This is a genomic window from Rhodococcus sp. D-46 (assembly GCF_011290655.1).
In the GTDB taxonomy this organism is placed as follows: domain Bacteria; phylum Actinomycetota; class Actinomycetes; order Mycobacteriales; family Mycobacteriaceae; genus Rhodococcus_F; species Rhodococcus_F qingshengii.
On record NZ_JAANTF010000014.1, the window covers coordinates 97,304 to 121,169 of the forward strand.

General features: G+C 60.5%; 18 protein-coding genes. 9 read left to right on the forward strand and 9 right to left on the reverse strand.

Features of this window, described 5'->3' with window-relative positions:
- The first annotated feature begins 71 nt into the window (after positions 1-71).
- Together dnaG and G9U53_RS30665 are read left to right on the forward strand one after the other, a co-directional pair.
- On the forward strand, positions 72-1,868 hold the full coding sequence (gene dnaG, locus G9U53_RS30660) for a DNA primase (RefSeq protein ID WP_165639836.1): 1,797 nt from the start codon (positions 72-74) through the stop codon (positions 1,866-1,868).
- Between the two features lie 527 nt (positions 1,869-2,395).
- Complete coding sequence (locus G9U53_RS30665) at positions 2,396-2,674, forward strand: hypothetical protein (RefSeq protein WP_207624733.1); 279 nt, start codon at positions 2,396-2,398, stop codon at positions 2,672-2,674.
- A 67-nt stretch (positions 2,675-2,741) separates the two neighbouring features.
- Here the strand turns inward: G9U53_RS30665 and G9U53_RS30670 are convergent, their stop codons facing one another.
- Positions 2,742-5,048 carry a cutinase family protein gene (locus G9U53_RS30670; protein WP_165639837.1) on the reverse strand — a complete coding sequence of 769 codons (2,307 nt, stop codon included), beginning with the start codon at positions 5,046-5,048 and terminating at the stop codon, positions 2,742-2,744.
- A gap of 497 nt (positions 5,049-5,545) precedes the next feature.
- Here G9U53_RS30670 and G9U53_RS30675 point away from each other — a divergent pair, with 497 nt between their 5' ends.
- Complete coding sequence (locus G9U53_RS30675) at positions 5,546-6,373, forward strand: hypothetical protein (protein ID WP_207624734.1); 828 nt, start codon at positions 5,546-5,548, stop codon at positions 6,371-6,373.
- A 10-nt stretch (positions 6,374-6,383) separates the two neighbouring features.
- Here G9U53_RS30675 and G9U53_RS30680 read toward each other — a convergent pair whose 3' ends face one another.
- Positions 6,384-7,253: a hypothetical protein gene (locus G9U53_RS30680; protein WP_165639839.1), complete on the reverse strand. Its 870-nt coding sequence runs from the start codon at positions 7,251-7,253 to the stop codon at positions 6,384-6,386.
- An 88-nt stretch (positions 7,254-7,341) separates the two neighbouring features.
- A complete protein-coding gene (locus G9U53_RS30685; RefSeq protein WP_165639840.1) occupies positions 7,342-8,553 on the reverse strand; it encodes a hypothetical protein in 1,212 nt (403 codons plus the stop codon).
- 352 nt (positions 8,554-8,905) lie between these two features.
- On the opposite strand from G9U53_RS30685, the gene G9U53_RS30690 reads away from it, so the two are divergent.
- Positions 8,906-11,092 carry a DUF87 domain-containing protein gene (locus tag G9U53_RS30690; RefSeq protein ID WP_165639841.1) on the forward strand — a complete coding sequence of 729 codons (2,187 nt, stop codon included), beginning with the start codon at positions 8,906-8,908 and terminating at the stop codon, positions 11,090-11,092.
- A gap of 114 nt (positions 11,093-11,206) precedes the next feature.
- Positions 11,207-11,497, forward strand: coding sequence for a hypothetical protein (locus G9U53_RS30695; protein ID WP_165639842.1), 291 nt, complete (start codon positions 11,207-11,209; stop codon positions 11,495-11,497).
- 58 nt (positions 11,498-11,555) lie between these two features.
- Here G9U53_RS30695 and G9U53_RS30700 read toward each other — a convergent pair whose 3' ends face one another.
- A complete protein-coding gene (locus G9U53_RS30700) occupies positions 11,556-12,356 on the reverse strand; it encodes a hypothetical protein (protein ID WP_047269099.1) in 801 nt (266 codons plus the stop codon).
- A gap of 752 nt (positions 12,357-13,108) precedes the next feature.
- Between G9U53_RS30700 and G9U53_RS30705 the strand changes: the two genes are divergently transcribed.
- The 4 genes from G9U53_RS30705 to G9U53_RS30720 all read left to right on the forward strand — a co-directional run bounded on the left by G9U53_RS30705 (position 13,109) and on the right by G9U53_RS30720 (position 19,122).
- The gene (locus G9U53_RS30705; RefSeq protein WP_165639843.1) at positions 13,109-14,458 is read left to right on the forward strand and encodes a hypothetical protein; all 1,350 of its coding nucleotides are present in this window, start codon (positions 13,109-13,111) and stop codon (positions 14,456-14,458) included.
- Between the two features lie 113 nt (positions 14,459-14,571).
- Positions 14,572-16,914 carry an SMC family ATPase gene (locus G9U53_RS30710; RefSeq protein ID WP_165639844.1) on the forward strand — a complete coding sequence of 781 codons (2,343 nt, stop codon included), beginning with the start codon at positions 14,572-14,574 and terminating at the stop codon, positions 16,912-16,914.
- Positions 16,915-17,094: 180 nt separating this feature from the next.
- The gene (locus G9U53_RS30715) at positions 17,095-18,150 is read left to right on the forward strand and encodes a DUF3068 domain-containing protein (RefSeq protein ID WP_165639845.1); all 1,056 of its coding nucleotides are present in this window, start codon (positions 17,095-17,097) and stop codon (positions 18,148-18,150) included.
- Between the two features lie 132 nt (positions 18,151-18,282).
- On the forward strand, positions 18,283-19,122 hold the full coding sequence (locus G9U53_RS30720) for an SAM-dependent methyltransferase (RefSeq protein ID WP_099698397.1): 840 nt from the start codon (positions 18,283-18,285) through the stop codon (positions 19,120-19,122).
- Positions 19,123-19,134: 12 nt separating this feature from the next.
- On the opposite strand, the gene G9U53_RS30725 is transcribed toward G9U53_RS30720, so the two are convergent.
- The 5 genes from G9U53_RS30725 to G9U53_RS34280 form a co-directional block, all read right to left on the reverse strand.
- Complete coding sequence (locus G9U53_RS30725; protein ID WP_165639846.1) at positions 19,135-20,082, reverse strand: hypothetical protein; 948 nt, start codon at positions 20,080-20,082, stop codon at positions 19,135-19,137.
- Positions 20,079-20,654: a hypothetical protein gene (locus G9U53_RS30730; RefSeq protein ID WP_047269095.1), complete on the reverse strand. Its 576-nt coding sequence runs from the start codon at positions 20,652-20,654 to the stop codon at positions 20,079-20,081. Before G9U53_RS30730 ends, G9U53_RS30725 begins: the two co-directional genes overlap by 4 nt.
- A 2-nt stretch (positions 20,655-20,656) precedes the next feature.
- Positions 20,657-21,067, reverse strand: a complete 411-nt coding sequence (locus G9U53_RS30735) for a hypothetical protein (RefSeq protein ID WP_165639847.1) — start codon at positions 21,065-21,067, stop codon at positions 20,657-20,659.
- A 5-nt stretch (positions 21,068-21,072) separates the two neighbouring features.
- Positions 21,073-21,777, reverse strand: coding sequence for an XRE family transcriptional regulator (locus G9U53_RS30740; protein WP_165639848.1), 705 nt, complete (start codon positions 21,775-21,777; stop codon positions 21,073-21,075).
- 743 nt (positions 21,778-22,520) lie between these two features.
- Positions 22,521-23,768, reverse strand: a complete 1,248-nt coding sequence (locus G9U53_RS34280) for an AAA family ATPase (RefSeq protein ID WP_165639849.1) — start codon at positions 23,766-23,768, stop codon at positions 22,521-22,523.
- Positions 23,769-23,866 lie beyond the last annotated feature (98 nt).

The window sequence follows — 23,866 nt, forward strand, 5'->3', positions numbered from 1 at the left end:
GTGCCACGTCCTGAACCAGCTCTTCTACGCTGAGGTGGCAACACCGAATCTGACAAGGGTAGGAGCGTGGAGTGGACCTGCAGAATCCGCGTACGGCCCGATTCTCCACGGAGTTCTTGAATGAACTGCGTTCCCGCACAAGCCTTGAACTGGTGGCCGCGGACTATCTGGACCTCAAACCTGCAGGCGTAGGCCGTGTGAAAGCGCTGTGCCCCGTCCATTCCGAGCGGACACCGTCGTTCACGATCAACATCGACTGGGGTCGATTCCACTGCTTCGGATGCGGCGCGAGCGGCGACGCCATCGACTTTCTGATGCAAGTCGACGGACTCCGCTTCGTAGAGTCTGTTTCAGAGCTGGCCAATCGTGCCGGGTTGGTAGTGCCTCAAGGTTCAGATTCACTCGCAGACAACGATCTTTGCGCCCGAAATGAACTTCGCAGTGTCCTTGAAAAAGCGCAACAGCTCACCCGCGAATGGCTTCTCGCACTCCCCGAAGGCCGAGCAGCCCGCGACTTCCTTCGCGCGCGAGGCTTCACCAGCGAGCACGCGCAGGAATGGGGTCTCGGGTACAACCCTGTCGGCGGCAATGCTCTCAGCGCTGCGCTCACCGCTGCCGGACACCCGCTCGAGATCCAACGAGATGCCGGGATCACCAAGGAAGGGGAACGCGGGTACTACGACGCGTTCCGCGGCCGATTGATGTGGCCGATCCACGACCCGCAAGGGCGCATAGTCGGATTCACCGGACGCGACCTCACCGGAACGGCGCCAGCGAAGTACCTCAACACCAGCGGCACCGACCTGTTCCATAAAGGTGATCTGCTGTTCGGCTACGACAAGGCTCGTCGTTCAATGCTCCAACGTCGTCAGGTATTCGTCGTAGAAGGTCAGACGGACGTGATGGCGATGGTCGCCTCCGGATTGGACAACACCGTCGCAGCATCCGGAAGCGCCTTCAGCAGAACCCAAGCCGAGCTGCTGGCGTCCCGCGTCGGCGACGGCGGTGAAATCATCGTGGGATTCGACAACGACACAGCTGGACGAAAAGCCGCTTGGGCACTGTTCCAAGCATGCCAAAGCTTCACGACCAACATCACCGTGCTCGATTTCACTGCCTATGGCGACAAATCAGATCCGTGCGACGTGAGAACCGTCGGAGGCGCTGATGCACTGGTGGCAGCGACCGACATACGGCGTCCCGCACTGCGAGCCTTGCTAACCGGCGACATAGGCAACTTCGATCTCACCACCCCAGAAGGAAAGGTGAACGCCACCGAACAAGTGCGGCGCAGGCTTTCAGCTGTGCAGTCCGCTGTGCTCCGCAGGGAGTACCAACAGTGGGCGGCAACTGAGATCGGCGTCGATACCGGTGACGTGTCTCCGACACAGTCCGGTGCAAGTCAGTCCCCGACGACAGACGCAGCGCCGCTAGATCAGCCGTTAACTGATGCAGACTGCAGTTTGGCGGCGTACTTCATCGCCTATCCGCAGACAGCCGAAACTGTATTAGCGCAACTCAAGACCGATCTCTATCAGCTGTTCTCACGCCCAGTCGCAGAGATTGTCGAGATGTCCACGGTGATGTACCCCGCCGGCAGGCCAGTATCCGGAGACGCCGCCGAGTTGTGGTCGCAGGTCATGACCGAGGCGGTCGAGCATAAACACCACAGGCTGCTGTGGCTGATCGCATTCACCGAGGTGATGGACGCTGCCAGCGCTGTCGACACTGCATCGCGGGTGCAGAGACGGACCTTGCTGCACGCACAGACGCAGCTGCAGCAGCGATTGACGGCCGGCGGTGACGATGAGGCTGAGATCCTGCAGGAACTGATGCGAGTGAACCAGCTCTTGCGTCGTCGCGTCTGACTCGACTTTGGGTGCTGGATCCGTGCCGCGCAACGCGGCAGTGGTTGTTAAACCTCTTCTATCGGACCCACACCTAGATACCGGCCTGCGACGTGAGTAGGCGAGGGAGGACCACAACCATGACCAACAACGCATTTGCCCGGCCAGCCAGTAAGTTCGGGCGACCCCGCTCAGGCCCGGTGCCAGTCGCTCAGCCCCGAGCGGCCGCGGTACCGACAGATACGAAGGACGATACGGACATACCGCCTCAGGGCGAATCTCGCGCAGTTGAAGAGACGTCGGACTCCGAGACCTCGGCTGAGCCGGAAACGTCAGCCTCTGTGGACTCTGAGGCGAAAGTGGATCCCTCGGTGGACGCCGCCACGCCTGAGCCCGGTACTACGCCGGAGTCGGGGGTTTCTGGGGCGGTGAAGCCCGATCCCCTTCCAGCGCCAGTCTCCACACCTGAGCCGAGTCCTACGTCAGAGCCGGGTACTCCTGAACCGGGGAAGCGAGATCCCGCACCCACGTCAGAGGACTCACAGCAGGTGAAGTCAGGAACCAAAAGAACTACGCGAACCAACAATCGACCGCGCAAAGACGTAGCCCCTCCAAACGCGATCCCATTGGTGGTGATCTCCGAAGGCACGGCCGCCACATCTGACGAAGTCCACATCCTCGACCTCGACAAGACGACCGACCTCGACGACGTCGATCTCCTCGAAATCGTGAGAGGCCTGCGACCCGTCGCCGATAGCGAACTCAAGACCAAGACCGTCAGAACCCTCATGGCCATGATCGAGCAGAAGGCACTTGCAGACGGTTAGGCACGCTCAACGAAACGACTGTGGCCCACCCTCTTTGCCAGAGAGTGGGCCACAGTCGTCGTAAAAGCTACGCAGTGACAGAGATTCGCTTGAACCAATCATCTACCCACTGGTACGGATCCTGATTGCCGGCAATCTGAATGGTGTCGAAAGCTACGTGAAGGCTGTTGCCCGAGTGCACGGCCGGATTGGTTGCCAACTGCAGCAAACCTTGGTTGTCCTGAGCCAACGCTTCGAGAACCCGGGGGATCGCTATCGGCAACTTGTCGAATTGAAGGGGACTGGTCATACCGGCTTCCGCGAAGGCCTGCGAGATCCTGTCCACGACCTTGTCCAACCCGAGGTTCTTCATCGCGGTGTCTCCTGCATTGGGGAGCTGAGCGAGAATCGCTGGAATATCTGCTATTTGAGCGAAAACCTCAGGTAGCGCGTTCGGCAGAGCCGACACACCCTTCGCCAACAACGCCGCGCCAGCGGGGTTGCCCATACTTGTCATGGCTGAACCCGCAATCATTTCAACCATCGACTGCAGCGTCTCCGCGGACAACTTCGATCGTGGCATACCCGTGATGTCGGCAACGGTGTTGACCGCCTGCAGCGAGAGCAAGCCCACCATACGATTCGCGCCATCGACAGTCGCGAGCTCACCTAGATTGCCGGAAACGTTCTTCCCCACCTGGACAAGCTGCCGTGCCAGCTCTGAGTTTTCAGGGAGTGAGCACACAACATCTCCGGGAACGCAGATTTCTGCGACGACCCCGGACAAAGCACCGAAGTCTGAATCGCGTTGCCCTGACAAGCCGCCACCCGATACCGCTCCCATGGTCACTGGTGCGACATCAACTTTGCGGTTCTCGTTGACGTTGACCGCAATTCGGGCTTCTGGCTTTACTCCGTCCCCCGCCAACGACTTGGCGAAGTTGCTTGCGAGCCCACCATCGGCCGTGTTGTTCGTCTCGCTACCGGCCGCCGCAGTCTTACTCGAGGAAGGTGCAACCTTGGATGTCGTGGGTGCCTTTGGCGATGTCGACGGCTTCACTGCCGGCGCATTGTTGATTCCGTCGCGATTGGTTCCGTCGTCGAGGGGCTGCATCAGCGGATCATCGGTGACCGACGGGGCTCGAGTTGAAGCAGCGCCGGGGGACTCAGCGGATGAATTCTTACTGCTCGACGCCGTGGTCGGGCTGTGAGAGGTGGTCGTGGATCCGGACTGACCGGCAGCTGGACGCTTGGTCGTCGTCTCTGCCGAGTTGGTGCTGCTACCTGCAACAGAGGCGGTTTCGTCCGGGGGAGTCGTCGTTGCGACAGCCTGACTATCCGAGTCAGGGACGGCAGTGTGGGTAGTCGTGGTTGTCGTTGACTTCTGCGTCGACGACGTGGGTGCAGTTGCATCAGCAACAGCACGTCCAGTGTCACTGACCTGTGTCGCGACTTGGTTTACCAGCGACCGGAACCCGTCGGTGAGCTGCAACTGCATCTGCGCGAAAGAGGGAGATTCGACGATCTCTTTGATCTTCTCCTGAAGACTCGTGGGCAACGCCGGTTGGGTCTGGGTCGTGTCCGCCAATACATTCGAGGTTTCTGGACGCTTCGGATCTGAGAACAATCCGACAGCGACCACACTGTCCGGGTTGATGCTCGTGCGCCGCTGTCCAATTGCCGTGGCCACGTCGCCGCCGATTTCGGCGCCCTGTGAGAATCCCAGCAAGATCTGCTGAGCTTCTGGGCAGCGATTCGCCACATCCTCCATCGTTGCCAACGTCGCTTGAACGCCAGTCGAGACGCTCCGGAGGTAACTGGTGCCGTTGACCGAGGCATCGGAGGCGTACGGGATGAATGTTGCTGACACCTGGTTTCCCAGGGCAGCTGTCAAAGGTTCCACCACCTGAGCGAGAAGGCCGACAGGAGCATTCGGATCAGCAGTAGGGCCCGTCTCGAATGTGCCAGGCACAGCTGTGATCACGGTAGCTGCACACCGCGGTGCGGTGGAACCGGTCAGCATTCCGTCAGTTCCCTTGGAACCAGGGACGATTGCGCCCGGCGGTAATGCTCCGGCGATCAGATTCACACCCTCCCTGACGGGCGCTGTGACGGCTTTGTCCGTGATCGCATCTCCCGTCACGTTTGGCGTCGACGCGGTAGCCTGTCCGTTCCCGCTCGCTGCGGCTGCGGTGTTGGCTGCAGCGGTGGCCGCTGCCGTCCAGTCGACGGTTCCAGCTAGGTCTCCCAGGTCAGGAATCGCCGAAGTTATAGCGGCGACCGTCGTGGTGGTTGGATCCGCCGAAGCGGACGCCGTTGCCGTGACACCGATTGTCACCAGCGACAAGGCGGTGCCGGCCGAGACCAGGCCCAGTATTCGTCTGCTTCGCTTCATCAGTTCCCCTTGTTGTGGCGGGCCAGCCGACTTGAATCAGGAGTTGATTATTTGATAGCTGTCCCATGCTGCTTCTCCGATACATGCAGGGTAACAGAGCGGTCACTGGTCTTCGTGGTTCGTCCACAGTGCATCAGCGCACGTCAGAGTTCATTTTCGGGACGGCGGCCATCGCTGCCGCTCTGCATAGTTGAGCCTCATACGCTGGCTGTGCACGATCATCTCGAGTGAGGAGGCCTATGCAATTCGAGACGGTGCTCGATACAGCCAGCCAACTACTGGCTGCGATCGACCCACAACAGCAGCACAGCGATTTGCTATCGCACCTACAACGAACGCAGGCCATTCGCATTGCGCCCACACGTGGACCTGCGAACGAACCCGATCTTGTGTGCGTAGACGGAGGCGTAGCGCACGAGCAAACTGATGCCCTGACGTGGATCGCCGCGGTTGGAGTCAGCAGTGATCTCCGTTCGAGTGTCCCTGCGACGATGGTCATGCCAGTTTCATCGGAAACTGATCGGGCGCGGTCGATGTTGATGGCATTGTGTGAGCTCGCCGCGGCCCTTGACACCGCCGATCGAAGTCACGTCGTTTGGATGGACGGGTCGCTGGCCACCCCATTGATTTCGATCGCCACAGGGCTCTTGACCTCTGATCCGACGACTGCGGAGTTGGTCTGTGCAACTTTGGCCGACTGCAACACCGACACCCTGATAGGTGACTATGTCCACTACGGGCTGCAAGGACGTCTGCGAGCGCTTCCCAAGCAAGACACGGCATCTGGCTATTGCCAGTTGTGGGCGGCGCAACTCGGTGAGCGCAGTGGGGCTTGGTTGAAGATGCAGCGCGACCGCATCGCTGCCACTTCAGTATTGAAATCGGGGGAGTACCTACGTCCTCGCCGAGCTGATGAAGCACTGCGAGTGACAGCGAAGGCGACAGCCGATGCCCCGAAGTCAGTGCGAGAGTGGGCACACGTAATCGATGAACTACTAGGTCACTGGCGTGAAGAGCTACCAGTCTTCGTTACTTACGTTCTTCCTCGAGGAATGCCATTGCGAGCCGTAAAGATCGAGTACACGCTGCCGGCCGATGTCGACGATGCCGACATCGACGATGTCGCGGACTCTACGGCGGCGGCCTTGTGTGCCAAGGTCAGTGAGACGATCATCGGAACTCGAGTGATCGAGCCGTTCCCTCAACACCAGGCCGACACCTTCGCGAAACGAGAAGTGACATCGTTGATTACACAGTTAATGGGTGCAGCAGCGAGAACATTCAGTGAGACGCACCCTGCCGGGATCCGCCACTACCGAACCTGACGATTGCCCTTCAGACGGGAACGATCTGGGTGATCATCCATCCTCCTGGACCGGGGGCCACAGAAATGAGCATTGGATCGACCTGCTCAATTCGCATCGAGTTCGAAGGCTTCAGCGCGACGGACACCCGATATTTGTCCGGTGAATCAGTTGGCTCAATTGTGGTGCAGTGCAGGGTGTCAGAGGCAATCTTGTCGATGTAGGGCTGAATGCCTGCCGGATCCATCTGCAAGGAAGGGTCGTAAGTAGATGCCACCTTCGTCCCATCGCGATCCACGTAGTAGTGGTATTCGAATGCGGCGATCGTGCCTGGTCCGGTTGCTCTGTCGCCGGCGCTATTAGTCACCGAGACGTTGTCCCCCGGGCTCGGATCGGTGCAGAAGGGCGGTGCGACGGCGATGGGTGGGGGCGTCGTGGACGGTGCTGGAGGAATGGTGGCGACCTCGCTGCTCGTCTCTGGGAAGGCCTCCGCCAATGGAGCGCTGTCTTGAGGAAAAGCCTTTGTGAGAGCGAAAGTTCCAGCGCCCACAACAGCGAGCGCGGCAACAACCAGAGATCCCACAATTACTGCAGTCTTGCGGTCACGGAGTTTGGATGACAGCGTGCCCTGGCGGATACCGGCAGACACTGGCGGATCGACGCGGGGCTTGCGTGGCGCTCGCTGGTACAGCGACTTGTTCGGTGGGGGAACATATGGCCCTGATGATTCGGACTCGGCGGTATTGGAGTCGAAAAGCTCAGCGTGCGTGGGTGCGGTGAATGTCACTGGCTCCGTGTGCGGAGAGGGGAGCGGACCGGACGTACTGTCGTCAACGTCGCTGCCGAGCTGCGGATCGAGATAGTCGTCGTCTGTTGATCCCCGAGTGTCCCAGTCGTTCATGCAGATTACCTACCGATACCGATCGGGCCGGGGAGGGCGCTGGGCCTCAGCGCCCTCCCCAGCAGGATGTGATGAAATCGTGGTTCGACTACGGAGCGATGACCTGATCAATGCCCTGCTGAGCAGCGCCGACCGCAGTATTGATGCGGTCAGTGAACGGCGTGAGCATTGCGTTGATCGGCGCAACAGCCTCGGCATGCGCCGTAGCCGCCTGGTCGATCACGTCCAGCGCGGGCTGTCCCGCGACGTTGACCACTGTCTGCCGGAACTGCTCGTTAGCGTGCTCGAAATTCGCCGGAGCATCGGCAATTGCCTGAACGACGCCCGCACCGGCCGGGGTGCTCGCAATGCCTTGAGCCGAGTTCGACACGTCCTTCGTGATCTGGACAGGGTCCGGATCCGGCAGCTGAGGAAGCTCGGTGAGGACGAGTTCGTCATCGGCGGCCTCGCCACCTCCGATGAGCCCGCCAGTGATTGCCCCACCGACGCCGCCGACTACTAGGCCGATTGCACCGCCTAATGCAGCACCACCAGCAGCGCCGGCCGTGTAGCCCACAGTGGCACCCGGAACGGCCGCGATACCGGGGGCGAATGGCAGAATTGCCTGTGTAACAGCGGCTCCGAAGGGAACACCCACCGGGCCGCCGAGAGCGCCTCCTGCGATTGCGAACGGCACTGCCGTGACGACGGCGCCGACCGCTGCTCCGGAGACCATCGACGCGGCAACTCGATCCGAGCGGTTGTCGTCGACACCAACGGAACGCCAGAACGTGGACGCATCCGATTCCCAACCCGCGAGTGTGTAGTTCGTCGTGTCGAGGACCTGATCGGTCATCCAATTCGGTTTCTTCGCAATGCGGTCACCGGCGCGGAGCAGTTGCTCACCCTTTTCGTCGACAGGGGCTTCGATTGGTGCGACTGTGGGAACTGCGGTCGGCGGCCGGAACGTTTGCTGCTGCAACGGGGGTGAGTAGTCCGCATCAGGACTGGTCGTCGGGATCGGGCGTGACGGTGCCTGCTGTGCCTGCTGTGACGGCGGAACCCAATAGGTGCGCTCTTCCGGCGGTGTCGGTGCCGGATTTGGTTTCGGCGTCGAAACACCGGCCTGTCCACCGCCGTTGTTCTGCGTCTGGGTTCCTTGCTCGCCACCGGCACCGGGAGTGGTCACGCCACCCTGTGGGGCCGCGTAAGCCACCCCGGTGGGGAGAGCTGCGAGAGCAAGCACGCTCACTGTCGCGGCAGTGGCGATCGTGCGTTGGCGGTTAGTGACCCGCCGGTGGTTTCCCTTTGATTTGCCCATTCGCTTCGTCGGGCGCAGTAGCGCCCTGCTCCTTTCTGCTGCGTAGCAGGACATTGGTGCAGTCCAACTACGTTCACGCATGGGCCTGAGCCCCTACGGGATGTGTGAGTTTCTCCGACGATGGAAATCGTAAACTGGCCGGTTCCGGTGCTCTTCCCCTTAACGCGGGCACGCCTGCTGAGTGCAGGGTCAAACACCACTCCACACCTCAATAACCTGTTGTTTTCTCACTTTCCGGCAACGTCACCAGTGGTTTCCGGCGGCCCCGTCTGCGCAGAAGACAGGTGCCGCACAGGGCAATCACCGCAGATACCGTCGCTCTCACCGCCCCAACGAACCGAAATGAGGAACTGTGGACATTGGTGGCCTTGCCGTTATCGGCTCACCCTCAACATGCGATTCGGCGGTCCTCAATCTGAGCAGTCGCTCCTACCACCTCGCGCTACTCGGATCGATGCTTGCCTTCACGATCGTTTTCGACAACGGCTCCGAGGAGTTGGCGCTTGGCACGGTCACGAAAGTCGAAACGATCAATCCTGTGCACACCGCCAACGCGCGAGAAGCTATGCACGTAGCGACGAACGGCGCCATCGAACACCAGTCAGGTGACAGCGGAGACACCCGCGCTGTCACCATCAAGGTCGAAGCGGTCTTCCGGAACTGGGATGGAAAGTGGCGGAAACACGCTGCGGTGTTGTCAAATTCGCCGGCGACAGGCACTCCAGTCGCGCTCTTGGACCAACAGACCGCAGACGAACTGATGGCAGATACCGATCAGCCGGCATACATCGGTACTCTGCGCGGCTCTTCCGTCCGAATCCCGTTCACATTGCCTGACTTCTCCGGTCCCCGCGGATCTCGGCATCTGGCCGTTCTCGGTGCAACAGGATCCGGCAAGTCCGTCTGCTTCGAATACGTACTCGCATCACAACTTCGCTGGCCAGGGATGGGACAGATCATCCTGGACCCGCAGGGGCAGTGGGCAACAGAACACGGACTGCCGTTTTCGCTGCAAGGCCTCGCAACGTCCTGCGGTCGCACCGTTTTCGTGGCCCGATTGTCTCAATCGTTGCGACTCCGAAAAGACGCGCCACTCTTCTTACGGCTCCTCGAGGAATCGAAATGGTTTCGGAACCTTGCCTTCGGCGCAGGTGCAGACGAGAACGTCGCTCAAGCCCGCGACATGCTGCACGCGGCACTGCAGGACAAGAAAGCGCTCAAAGCAGCTTGCGGGACTGATGATTGGACCGAATCGGCACCGGAGGCGGTAATGAAATACCTCCTCGACAGCCTCCACGGCATTCTTCCCGCCGGCACAATCTACGCAGGAACCGAGCAACAGAATCGCGTGGCGCGCACCATCTATCGACCCACTTCCGACTCCGAGGGCGAACCGATCGCCGAACACATCCTCGATCGACTTCCACCCGGAGCGCTCGACCCCTCTGGGCATCAAAAGTTCCAGCAACTGCTGACTGTATTTTCCGCCCTGCACTCTCTGTGGTCGCCGTACTCCCCTACCGGTGCCATGAAGATCGCTGCCGGCGCGGATCCAGAATCGCTCGGGGCCACGGATCGTCGTCGTGACGCCTGGGGATTGATGAGGCAGGTCATGGCCCCGAAAGCAGGACAACCTGCGCCCTGGCTGGTGCTTGACCTTTCCGCCGACCTGTCACAACTGAACCTCGACGGCAACGATGCCGACACAGCGGGCGACGTAATGGCGGCGACTCGACTGTTGGACTCCGCGGAGGTAAAAGCCCGCATCATGTCGCAATTGCTCAACACGCTCAAACTGGCAGGCCAACAGCAGTTCACGGCTGGCGGAAGCTTGAACGTGCAGGTCGTCGTCGACGAAGCATGGCAATACGCGGGACCTGCCGATAGCACGCAACCAGACGCATTGGTGTCGCTCTCGAACCAGTTCGCAGGAGACTGCCGTGATGTGCGAAAGTTCGGCATCGGATTCGCATTCATCCTTCAATCCGCGACAGGCCTACGCGACGACATTTGGCGCCAACTCGCGGTGCTCTTAGTTGGATACGGACTTCACGACCAATCCGACATCAAACGCATGGCCGGCAGAGTCTCCGACTCCCACCTGGCGCTGTACCGGGCCGCACCACCGCCAGAGGCGACAGGTCGCTACACCTGGATGTGCGTGGGTGGCGCAGTGACAGGTCTGTCGTTCGGCGCGAACCCAGTGTTCCTGGAAACTGTCACCGACCCGATGGCGTGGCTGAATTGGAATGACGCGTGGATAACCAGGATTCGGCGCGAGTTCTCCCAGCATCTCCCCGCTGGGGATACGGGCGGCAGACTCACCCACTTGCCGTCGAGACCAGGGTACGACGATCCCGCGATGGAGGTGCACGCCCGACGCCGAGCAGTTGTGGATGGTCGCGCCAGCGCAACCGGGGTCGCCTCAGTGGCAGATGCGCTCGCAGGACGGCCTCAACGCCGTGACCGGAATTCTCTTGCCCACAACAACACAAGTACATGGACGAACCGCCTAGATGACGACCCCCCGCCGTTCTGATTGCCTCGGACACCACGATCACCGGAACCGGGCTTTCTACACTGACCGCACACGTTGTTTCGCCTCACATTAAGGAGATGCGCTGTGGCGCAAATAAGGACGCAGACACTGCTGGTGCTCGACGACAGCGAGAAGGAGGTTTTCAAGGATGCGAGTACAGGCAAACTGCTGCAGAACGCAGTCAAACCGCTCCAGGAATCGCTGAAAGAGCACGCGAAGTCGCTAGCCGCGATGAGCAAGGGATCACCAAACGAGGATGATCTCAAGGCTGCAGACGCCGCGGTCACCGAATTGAAGGGGCTGCTGACGAGTCTCCCTGAGAGCGAGGCCCGCAAGGAGGCGGACGAGCAGCTCGATAGCGCTCAGGCGATCATCGACGAGGCGCGCGGAATTCTCCCGTCTTGACCTTTGATCGACGAAAAGCGGTCCACGCCAATGGCGTGGACCGCTTTTCGGTTCTAAATCAGGCAGACATGCGGTGACTACCAGTAGAGTTCATTGCGGCCTGCGCATCCCTGATCCGCTGCTTGCGTGCCGCTGTGTCTCGCTCGCGAGCTGCGAAAAGATCGCGATGGCGAGCGGCCTGCGGGCCAGGGGTATAGTCCTGCACTTCACCGCCGTACGCGCACAACAGATCTGCAGCCCGATCCCATCCGCAACCGAGGATCGTAGCCAACGTATTCGGAACCATCTGCTGTTTGACCGCGCGACGAACGATCTCGCGCTCCTCACCGTAAGTGATCACAGCTCGGCCGTCAGCCGAAACCTTTGGCTTCCGGTCGAGAAGGGACTGCGTGACGAAGCGCTTAGGAAGCTCTTTGAGTGCTGCCTCGGACTTGTAGCGATGCAGTACATCACTGACGAGATGTTCGTCGATGGTAGGTACCGGATCGAGATCCGCTGGAATCCAACTGATGTCGGGAATATTTCGGTACAGCTTGGTTCCAGCGAGGACATCGAGGGTGTGGTGTTCGAGTTCAGCGTTGCTTCCTGGATCATGGATGTGCATGTCGGGCAAGCCTCGCGAGTTCCATGCGGTGGCAGCGACTACGGTGTTCGTCGGTTGCCTACCCAACTTCACCTCCTCAAGGACCTCGCGGCGGCACTGCTGCAGAAGCGGGCATTCGTGGCAGGCCGCGATCGCTGACTTCGCCACTCGGATACGGGCTTTGACAAACCGACGTTCTGCAGCCAATTCCGCGAAGGTGGCGGCGGGGACCCGTTCCTCGGTGCTTGCAGCGAGACTCGGGGGATCTGGAAGCATGAAGGAATCCGGATCATCTTGGCACAGGCGCGTTTTCGACACACGAGTCGCTGCCTGTCTCCACGCGTCCTGCGTAGCCCTGTTGGTAGCAGGAGAAGCGATGGGTCGACCAGTGCGACGGCGATGAGCGACCTGCAATGCGTGCCGAGCACGCAGACGCTCAAGCTCGCTGGCGACGTTCCGCTGAGAGGAAGGGGCGGAAGATCCCGCGTTGACGCCGGCCGGCCGGATCTGGCCTGGCGTAGAGGTAGGCAAAACTGTGGATGACATGGTCCCTCCAAATGGTGCCCGAAACGAGTTCAAGCGTGTACAACATCTCCGATAAGGAAAAAATAGCACGTCCGGCGGGTGTGTTGCGGTATCAAGCCCGAGATTTCACCACGAGATGTGGGCTACGAAACAGGCATACCAGCGGCCAGAACTGATCCCCGATAGCCCAATCCCATCAACAGCAGCCGCAGATTGCCAGTAATACGCGCCACGAACTGGTCGAGTACGACGGGGCAGAGGATCGGGCCCTCTGCCCCAACCGACTCATAAATCGAGACGCGAACGTCACCGGTAGATAGAACCAATCTGGGCGTAACTACCAGGTCCCAGCGGGATGGACCAATGGGTGGCAACGCTGTCCGACGACAACGATGACCAGCGAAATTCTGCCTCTAACTGCGCAGACGGACCGTGAGCCACCGCCGGGATGCTCCCTCGACGAGCGTGCCGCACACATACAACCCCGCCGCGAGACTGTGCGCATGACCAACGACGTGATTCTGAAAGCTGGATTCTTCGGGTGCGCACATGCCGGATACGGGATGCGTGGAATGGCCCGAAAACATCCCGCTGGCCCGAACATCCGCGAAGTCGACGGATACGTCACCTACGAACTGGTACAGCGCGACATGATCAGCAAAGGGGTGGACTGCCAGATCAACGGGGGTGACGGATTCCATGTGCACCACCCATCAGTGCGAGCAGTGAACGAGGAACGCCGCGTCGACGCCCTGCGAATCGCTGCAGGTATCCCCGCTGTCGTCAACACCGGCAACCACGACGCCGGCGCCGGGACTTCGGTGTCGGCTGCCGCGCTGCTGCACCAACCCGACCTGGGTCGGTTGGCGGTTTTCCCCGATCCGGGACGAGCAGTAGACGACCAGATCGGCCCGCAGCCCGGCTACTACGAAGTGCACCAACCGATCCCCGATGTGCCGTTCTACTTGCATGTTGTCTCACACAACGGACTGGACCCGCGACTGCCAGAACGCGGCATCATCGTCGACCCACAGCCGATCGAAGGTGGGGTAAACATCCTTGTGTCGCACGGTATTTTCTCTGCGGATGGGCGACTATTCGGTGCAGATGACCGCCACGGTGCCGAGCGAGTGATCCCGGAGGAATGGGTCAACCGGGGCTGGGATCAGAGCATCCTGTCGGACTACCACACCCCCGGTCCGATCCCCGGTTTCGGACCGGATGACGGACGCGAACGTGGGCAAGTCTGGATGACGGGTTCGCTCATCGGACGCGGATTCTCTGACGAGATATGCGCACGAGGTTGGCTGTTGCTCGAACTGACCACCGACGGCAGGGTCACCGTCACCCCTCAGTATGTGTGGCGTCGTCCCCAGATCGATTTCGACACCATAGACGCACGTGGAAAGACGATCGAACAGATCAACACGATCATTCGAGAACGCCTCGCCGAAAGCGACTGGTGGGATGGTGAATCCGCCGAGATCAGTGGCGACGGCGGATACATTCTCCGGCAGAAGATTGCGTACACAACCGGCGGGCAGCGACATGGCCTGCGTGCACTGGCAGGGGAGTGGGCGGCAGCCGCCGGCCGCGCCGCCTACTGGGCGTTCGCATGGGAACACCCGCTACCCAGTGACGGTGGTCTACGCCTGGCAACCCAACCAGAAACCCGAACTGGCAGCGACCACCGGCGCCGAACAGTTGATCTAGCCCAAGCCTTCACCGACCGCACCGACGAAGGCAGGCTCGGCGCGATGCTCAGGGCAATGGCCGAAGACATCCGGACCCCCGTCATCGCCCATGCGCATCGTGCACTGGCCGAGCTGGCCCCTGCCGAAGAATCAGCCTGACAAGAGTCAACCAACCCCGATCACGAGGCGTGCCGCACGCCTGACCGCCCACTTTTAGGTTCGGTCTATCAAATTCGCTCGACCCGCACGCGGACAAGACGAGGACGTAGACCATGCAGATCACCAGCGGACATATCTACAACTACCGATCGATCAAAGACTTGCAGATCGACTTCGATACCAACGGAATTCACGCACTGATTGGCCCTCCTGGCTCCGGAAAGTCGTCCTTCCTCGGAGCCCTCGGGTTCGCACTGTACGGAGACCCCGGTCCGGGTATCGACCTGATCGACCTCCGGCATGACAAAGCCGACGACAAGGAATTGGCCGGAGCAGACGTGACCTGGCGCCACGGACAGGACACCTACCGAACCGTGCGAGAGATGCGTAGAGGTAATCGTGGCGGCAAGCCGGTGGAGAAGACCAGTGCCCGCATGTGGCGCAACGGTGTCGAGATCGAAGGCATGAGTCCGACACTGATGACCAGTGAGGTCACCAAGATTCTGGGTATGTCAGGCCGAGCATTTCGCGGCGCGAACATGATCGCGCAAGGCGAGGTCGACGCCCTGGCCACGGCCACGCCCACCGAAGTAACCGCACTCGTCGAAGAACACACCGGTGTATCGCAGGTAACCAAACTCCGTGAACAGGCACGCAAGTCCGCGAACGACAGACAAGCGGTCGCCGACGGCACGGTGGGATCGCCGGAGGCAGTGACCACTGCCGAGGAGCTTGAGATGGAGGCCGGCAAGGTGTTCGGTGAGGCCGAAGCTGCTCATGGTGCAGCGGACGCGAAGGCAAAGCGGGCGCGCAGAGAATGGGAAGAATGCAACGCAAGGGCACACGAGCTGCGAACCGCGGAGCGAAGCGCACAACAGTCTCGTGACGCCGTAGTCGCAGCCAAAGCACTCGCGGACAACGCTCGAGATCGATGGGAACGACTACACGTAACTGTCACGGATCGAAACCTCAGTGGCGTAGATCCGGATCAGCTGCAACACAGGATCACCGGGCTACAGACTTCGTTGCGCAGGATCACCGAAGCAGGCGCGAGTCTTGCGGGCGCAGCAGAGGCAGTTGCGGCAGCCATCACTGACACTGCACGGGCACAGAAGGCAGCTGACAGTTTCGATGTCGTCGCCGCCCAATCACGACTGGAACGGGCAGATACCGAACTAGCTGCAGTTGTCGATTCAATACGCACTGCAAATGGAGACGAGGCCGCCGCCCGCAAGGATGCGGCCACGCTCACGAAGTCGCTGCACACGTTGCGCCAGTCGATTGGCCAAGCCCATTGCCCGACGTGCCGTCAATCGATCAACGATCTCGATGCGCTCATCACCGACTTGGAGGCGAAACTTACCGTCGCGCAGTCGGCCGAAGCGAAAGCGGTGGAACAGGCTGCTGCACTAGCCGCAAAGCGAAGGGAGATCGACGCTCAGGTTGCCTCAGCACGACAAGAACTCACCGGCGCGGAACAAGCCGAACACCATGCCGAACAGGTTCGAGAACGCGGCGAAGCAGCTTTCCAGAACGAAACCGAGAAGCTCGATGCACTGGTAGAACTGCTTGCCAGCCTGGACAACGACATAGCCCCGAAACTGACGGACCGCACGAACGTCCAATCCTGCCTACAGGCCGCACGGGTCGTCCATGGCACCGTAGACAGCCGATCGACAGAGCTACGGGCAGAACACCGGCTGCTCATCGACGAGCACAAAGCAGCCCACGATCTTCAGGCAGCGAACGGTGCAGTCGACAACGCAGAATCTGCAATTGTCGACGCCCCGGATCCACAGATCGTTCACGCGGCCGAAACGGCAGCCAGCGATGCACGCACCCGGCTCGACGAAGCAGAGAGGACCGTGAGCGAGGCATGGGCAGTGCTCTCGAGCGCGCGCACCGGACTTGCGCAGGTGGCGAACGAAGCAGATATCGCCCGCGATCAGTGGGCACGCAAGTGCGAAGCGCTACGGGTCGCCGAAGTCGCACGCGGAGTTGCGGATGCTCTCACCGCTCTGCGGTCAGACTTGCTCGCCGAATGCACCCAACAAATTTCGGAAGCCGCGACAGAACTGCTGCAACGTTTCGGTGGAGAACACGTCGCCTTCCACCTCGGTACAGATTTCGTTCCCTGCGTGGAACTTGCCGACGGTCGACTCCGCAAGACGAAACTGCTCTCCGGAGGCGAAAAAGCGCGGGCCGGGCTTGCCTTCCGATTGGGAATTTCGATGCAGGTCACCGACGGCGGGTTGCCCGATCAGATATTCGGCGACGAGATCACCCAGTATCTCGATGACGAAGGTCGTCGAGCGATCGTAGAAACCATAAGCGATCTGTTCGCAGCGCCAATCCTGATCTCGCACACCGACGAGGTTCTCGACTATGCGACAACGGTGCACCAGCTGAACCGCAATCCATTGGGCGTTACGGAACTTCTCCCGCTCGCCAGCTAGCCACGACGCTGCGGCGGAGTGATCGTCCTCCGCCGCAGCATCGGAATGGTGATCCGATCGCAGGGTCCGTGTGGGAGAAGGTCGCAGGTGTCCGCGAATCGTGGCCTCGATAGGCTTGCCCGGCGCGGATCTGCACATGACGATCGAGACGCTCAAGATCCGTTGGGGGAGGCAAGTGAAATGGCAACTGTCAGAACGAAGCGTGCTGCTGCTCTTGGTTTGATCGGATTGGGAGCTGGTTTCACTACCGTGGCCGTGCTGATTCCGACCTATGCTGCACCGAAACTCGTGAAAACGCCGCTGTCGATCGATGCGCCCACCGTGGCCACAGACAACAACGCGACCCTGTTGGACATGGGCGCGATCGACACCGGGAAAGTGGTGATCAACTCCGGCGTGGCTGTGACAGTCCAGCAATACGTCACGGGCGAGGAACCTTCGAATTCCGACATCGTGACGATCCAGTCGACACAGAAAGTAACTCGTGACGACCGCGAAGGCGACGCTGCTGTTGTCAGCGCAAACGTCTATCGCGTCACTGTGGACAGGGCAACAGCACTGCCGGTCCAGGATCCGCCGGCGACCATCCAGAGATACGCAGACAAACCGGGAGAGGAAGTCGTCGCGGAAGGCGTCAACTTCAAGTTCCCCTTCCACCTGCAGAAGCAGTCCTACCCATATTTCGACACGTTGGCCCGCGAAACGTATCCGATCGACTTCGTCGAAACGACCCAGATCGACGGCACCGAGGTCTTCCACTTCTCCCACACGATCGACCCCATGGACACCGGAGGCAAACTCACCCTCCCCGCGTCCGTGTGGGGGCTGTCCGGTGACCCGGACGCGCAGGTGCTGATGCACCGCTTCTACACCGCGAAGAGGGACTTGTGGGTCGAGCCCGTCACCGGGGCAATCGTTGCCGGCAATCAGTACGCGCGGCAGTACTACGCCCGCACCGCGGACGATCCGGAGTCGGTGACGATTGTGGAGATGGCCCCGGCGTTGGATGCGCAGACGAAGTCCGAGCAGCTTGCACAAGCCGTCCGATACAAGAGGCTGATCGTGTGGGGAACTCAGTACGCGCCCATGGGGTTAGGTGCAGTCGGCGTGATCTCGTTGCTCGGTGGTGCGGCACTGTTGTGGCGAAACCGTCAGATCGATTCGACGGCAGGATCGGATGTGCAGGTGGCAGCGCCACACGAGGACTACGACCGCATCTCGACGGCTACTCACTGAGATGGCCGGCCGGTGTCGCCTTCGCGCTGCCAGCTGATCTCTCGTACCCTGCCGAATAGTTCGCTCACGGAAGAGGGGGCCGCGCGAATGGCGCTCACGACCAAACATACGAAAGGCTCAGGCACACTACACATGAGTGCATTCAACGCAACCGGAGATGTCTCCTCAACGTCGGTTCTGATCGCGCACTTCCGGGCTCTTGAATCGACTCGCGACGATGCCCTGTTCGAAGATCCGCTGGCATCCGCGCTCGTCGAGGCATCAGGGCTGCCAGTCGGACAGGCCAAGCTCGAGCACGTCATCACCAGTCGCGTATACGAATCGGTTGCGGCGCGTACCCGCTACCTGGACGACCGAATCGAAGCAGCAGTGTCACGAGGTGCCCGCCAGGTCGTGCTGCCCGCGGCCGGCCTCGACACAAGGGCGTACCGCCTGGGCCTACCCGACGACGTCGCGTTCTTCGAGGTTGACTTGGAGAACGTCTTCGCATTCAAAGAACCGGTTCTTGAACAGTCCAATGCGAAGGCGACAGGCCCGCGCTCAGTGGTCCCCGCAGATCTGACCGGCGATTGGGTAACACAACTGACCGCAGCGGGATTCGACGCCGACGTTCCGACAGTGTGGGTTTTGGAGGGCATTCTGATGTACCTCACCGACGAGCAGAACGATCAGATTCTCGATGAACTGTCCGCGGTAAGCGCGCCTGGATCCGAGTTGCTGTTCGTCTCGTTTGCGCCCGGAATGATCGCCGAAGAGCAGACCAAGGAACTTGCTGGGATGGCGACAGCGGCGGGCATCGGGTTCAAATCGCATGTCGCAGACCCGGTTGCGTGGGTAGGAGCGCGCGGGTGGGTGATCGCGGACCAAACCACGATCAAGGAATTCGGAGCGACAATCGGCCGTGACGTTCCTTACGACGAGGCACAGTTCGGGCCGGTTACCTGGCTTGTCCATGCAATTCGCGCCGAGTAACTGACAACTCGACTACGCCGAGACTGGGCCCTTCGCAGCGTCGGACAACACAACCATCATGCGGTGCGTAGCAACAGGTGTTCGGCTGCCTTTCCACGCGGCGCGGCGGGTGCTGTACACGGCCGCGTCGCGTGGAATGAGCATGTTTGTTCCTGTGGCAACGATCTTTTCGTACTCCGCGCTATAGGCGCGGATCGCTTGATAGCGCCGCAACCGGTCCGGAAGTATCGCGGTCGCAAACACGAGAAGTGCGTAGCCCGCGATGATCATCGGGCCAAGGACAAGTACCAATGTGATGGTCTGGGCATGATCGGTGTACCAGTTCTCGACGCCGGCGGCTTGGAGCACCAGATACAGCAATTTGTTTATCCCGTAGAGAAACCCGAGAGAACATGCTGCGGCGAGAACGGCCACTATTCGACCGAGTGGCCCGCTGCGCACTCTGCGTTCCCTGAGCAACCCGAAGAGGTAGTACAGCGCGAACACCAACGCGTAAAGCAATGTCCCCAGATACGCGCCCCAGTAGAGCAAAAGTGGTCCAGTGGGCGGGAAATCACGCGAGACGAAGTTCGTCGGCGTTTCAGTCGCTGGCGACAGCAGGAACCCGACGCCGGCAACGGTGACCATAGTTGCTGTGAATAGTCGGTGGCGCGTCTTGTTGAATGACGGGCTTTGAACGACAGTTGCCACGGCTTCGCCGATGCAGCAGAATGCGAAAGTTCCGAGCAGAACCGCAGTGGCGTCCGGAATGTTCCAGATACCTGTCAGGTCGTGAAGCCAGACATCGACATAGTCGTCGGAGAGTATGGGGATGCGTGCGGCTTGACCTAAACCGAGGGCGGCCAACACTTTTGTGAGGGGCCGACTGTCCGGGTTCCGTTTCCACATCGGGATTCTGAACGCGACAAACGTCAAGAGCGCGATCGGGACGAGTGTGCCCGCGAAGTTGTAAAGAGTCACTGCACTTGCCAACCCATCATCCCTGCGAGACGTAGGAGGAGGTTCTTCTGCGTCTCCGGCAGATCGTCTGGGTAGAGGGGAGCGCGCATCTCGTCGGCCTTAGCCATGATCAGTGTCGCCAGCTCCTCAGCCTCTACTTCGACCGGGTGGAGTGTGTGGGTGGAACGGGTGAAGCAGACCTGTGACAACGCAAGTCGGTGAATCATGTAGTCCGGCAGCTGCGGTGAGACCCGGCGAATATTCGTGCGTAGGTACTCGAGGAAGTCCTGTTTGTTGCTCTTCTGATGAGCCATGACGATGTGTGCGAGTTCATGGCAGATGATGTGCTCGCGGTATTTGCCTTCGGCGTCATGTCGGACGTAGATCACGTCCCGTCGTTTGGCGGGTATCCAGAGCCCGGTGATCTCACTGTGAAGATCGATCGGAAGATCCTCGACGATGATCAGGCGGTTGATGCGAAGCCCGAGCTCGGCGATGAACGATTCGATTGACCACGGCCGCGAGAAGGGGAGGGTTGCGAGCGCCCTGCGGGCAAGCTCCTCGGGGGTGGGAGCGTCTTCGAGAGCATCCATGTCTACGAGTCTTGGCCGTTAGGGTCGCCGTACTTTTCGTGAGTTTCGTTGATCAGATTGGTCAACGCGTTGACCGCCGCAGACGGCATGTTCGCGTTGCGCGCGCGTAGCGCAATGGTGGAAAGCTGGCTTGTGGTCAAACTGAAGTAGAAGTCCAGCTGTGCGTCGTAGTCGGCCTGTTCCTCGGGCGTGCCGGTCAGATAGGAGGCCGGCGCCTCGAAGTGGGCAGCGACGGCGGCCAGGACTTCGTTGTCTGGCGTGTCTGCACCGTCGAGCAACGCCTGTATGTCTGCCCTGCTGAGGGTTCGGCTCAGCGCGGCACCTACTGCGACTGCGACCGATTCGGCTGTGTCGGTACGTCCAGCCGAATTGGCTGCATCGAACAGCTTCTGCACTCGCGCGGATAGACTCATGGCGCTCATTCTCCACCGCTCTCTGATGCGAACGGCTGGCTGATGTTCGATGGTTGTAGTGGTTGGTGATCGAACCACCGTTGCCGGAACCGATGTTCGGTGGCTGCATCTATGTTGACGCGGCGATGGGCCAACCAGCGTAGGTACAGGCGGTCTTCGAGATCTGTCGGATCTGCACCTTGTCGTTCCGCGGGTTGGTTGAGATGAGTGCCGAAGATGAGATCCAGATTCGGCGGCGGTGGATGATCGGGGCCCGCGTTCCGCTCGAACAAGTCGATGACTTTGATCAGGGTGAGTCTGGAAACGACGGCGGAGAGCTCCGCGAAGGAACTCTTGACGTCGTCGGAAGGGGAGTCGAGATCGAGTAACGCCATGTTGAGTGTGTCCGTGGCACGTATCAGGGACGTGAGATCGACGATCGGCACCGCGACCTCGTTGGGGCCAAAACGTAAGGCTTCCCCTTGGGGAGAGAGTGGTGTTGGCTCACCGCCGCTGAGTGCTCGCGATGCGCTGCCTGGCACCCATTGCAGTGCGGTGTCGAGCTTTTCAAGCGTTGAGCTGTGCATTCGGGCGTCCGAGTCGCCTGATTCGATCGCTGCGAGTTTGGTGTCGGAGGGGCCGCCGTTCTGCTGCACTTGCTTGCGATTGAGCCCGAGAGCTGACCGTCGCTTGGCGACGATGTCTCCGAATCGCTTCTCAGGGCTGGTCACCGCCGAAACTTTACCTTGCGAGCCAACTTATCCCAACCGGAATCGCCCAACTTTGGCCGCGGGCGTCGTCAGGATGGTGGGGTGAATTCTAAAATTGTTGGGTGACGCCACAATTCGACGTTGATTTAGTGCAAGGTTTAAGCACATAAGTTGTAGATTTGTTGGCTTGCAAACCCAATTTTGTTCGGCTAGGTTTTCGAGACATCGGAGATGCGCACCGCGGCGGCAAACGCCAACTGCATCTAGCCACGTACTCGGCACGCCGAATACGAGTGTTATTGCAGGTAGAAGTGAAGCGGTCGGGCCCAGCCAGGAAACTGGCGGGCCCGACCGCTTTTCTGCGTCCAATTCCGAATGGAGCGCCCACTCGTCAATTGGGCTAAATGTCTCATCAAAAAGTACTAGGACCTTAGTCCTCACTTCAAAAGGGTGTCACGCTCCTTTAGACGGTCATCACGGCTTGGGCCCCGCCGAGCCAAACGAATACCGACACCAGATTCAATCGACCGTACGAACCAGAGATCGTGCGACACCGCCGCCGACTGCCCTACGATGGTGTTGCAGCACGATGGCACCTTTAGGTGCTGGTGCGCACGACAGATCGACGCAAACCCTCCGCGTCGTCGGTCGTGGCTCGTTGTATTCGCACGTGGTCGGTGTGAGGCCCGGCCACGGATCGCGGACTCTTCGATGCACCTCGGGGCGCTGCGGGGAGCATTCCCTGCAGCGCCCTGCCGGCTTTCTTAGAGTGACCGTGCCTGCAACGGTTCAGGGACATCAATACCCAGTCCGAGTTCTGTCGTGAGCAGAGACTGCAACTTCATTCTCTGTTCGCCATCCGGGCATTCGCCCAACATCGCGCACGCAGCGAAATGCTCATCGAACACCATCGTGAGATCACGCGCTTTGATCAGAGATCGCATCGACGGAACCCAACGGCGAATGCCATTGGCGGCTTCGCCGTCAGCCAGAGTGTGCAGATGCTGAGCCACCTCGATGAACCCTGCCGGAATGCCCAGTTGCGAGGCTGCCTTGAGGTCCACAGGTACGTGCAGTTCAAACGCCGACCTGTCCCGGATTGGGCTGGTCACCCCGAACCCGATACCGGGATTGAGGTTGATGATCACGCAGAAGCCTTCTGCCGCCGTAATAACCTGCTCGTCGGGGCGGTCGAGCACCGTCAAGGTCCGTCGGTGATCGAGAACAGGGAGCAGGGTGGCCTGCACGCCCGACGGCATCCACCCGAAATCATCGAGCAATAGTGGTCGGCCAGTGAGCATCGCTGTCACCAGAGCGCCGTCGACGTACCGGAACACGCCGGCCTCGCCAGGCACTGGGAGGTACTGCCCGACCAAGTCTTGGAAAGTCATTCCGTCGTAGCAGGCGATGGTAAGGAGATGGTCGCCGTGCGCTGCGGTCGCTGACGTTGACTTTCCGGTCCCCGGCGGACCGGATTGGATGACGTGCATCCCGTATGTGCGGGCTTGCCGCAAGATCTCAATGTCAGTGTGGACGCCGTCAACGCTGCGAGGGATATAGCCGTCGACAAAGGTGGGGGTGGTGGGGCCTTCCGAGCTCTGTTCGACTTCCCTTCTGGCCCACTGGGCTTTTTCCACGAACTCCTCGACGCTGCCGTATTGGCCGCCCATTCCCGCGTATCGGTCAGCCAGACGTAGCGCGATCGCATGCCAGGCTTGTGTGTTGCCATCGGGGATCGCGTCGCTGTCTCCTGGCATCGAGGTGATCATCGGCTGGTACGGAACACCGCCGGGGACATTCCGTTCAGCATCAGCCGCAGCTTTCTCCGCGGCTTCCTGCACCCTGAATCCGAGAGTGGTCAATGCCTCAACAGTGGGTTCAGTCCTCTCGATCACCAGGTCGTCGACGTGACCGGACACATACACTCCGGCATCCGTAGCGAAGGCGACATGCGCCTCTTTGACCTCATGCGCAAATCGGTCCGTGGTGTACGAGATCCCGTAGACAATCACACGAAGCCCTTTCTCAGTCCACCGAGTAGATCCGGCAGGTGTCTGTACCGGAACCGGTACAGACACAATGTTGACGATGCCCGCGGTCGAGACATTGG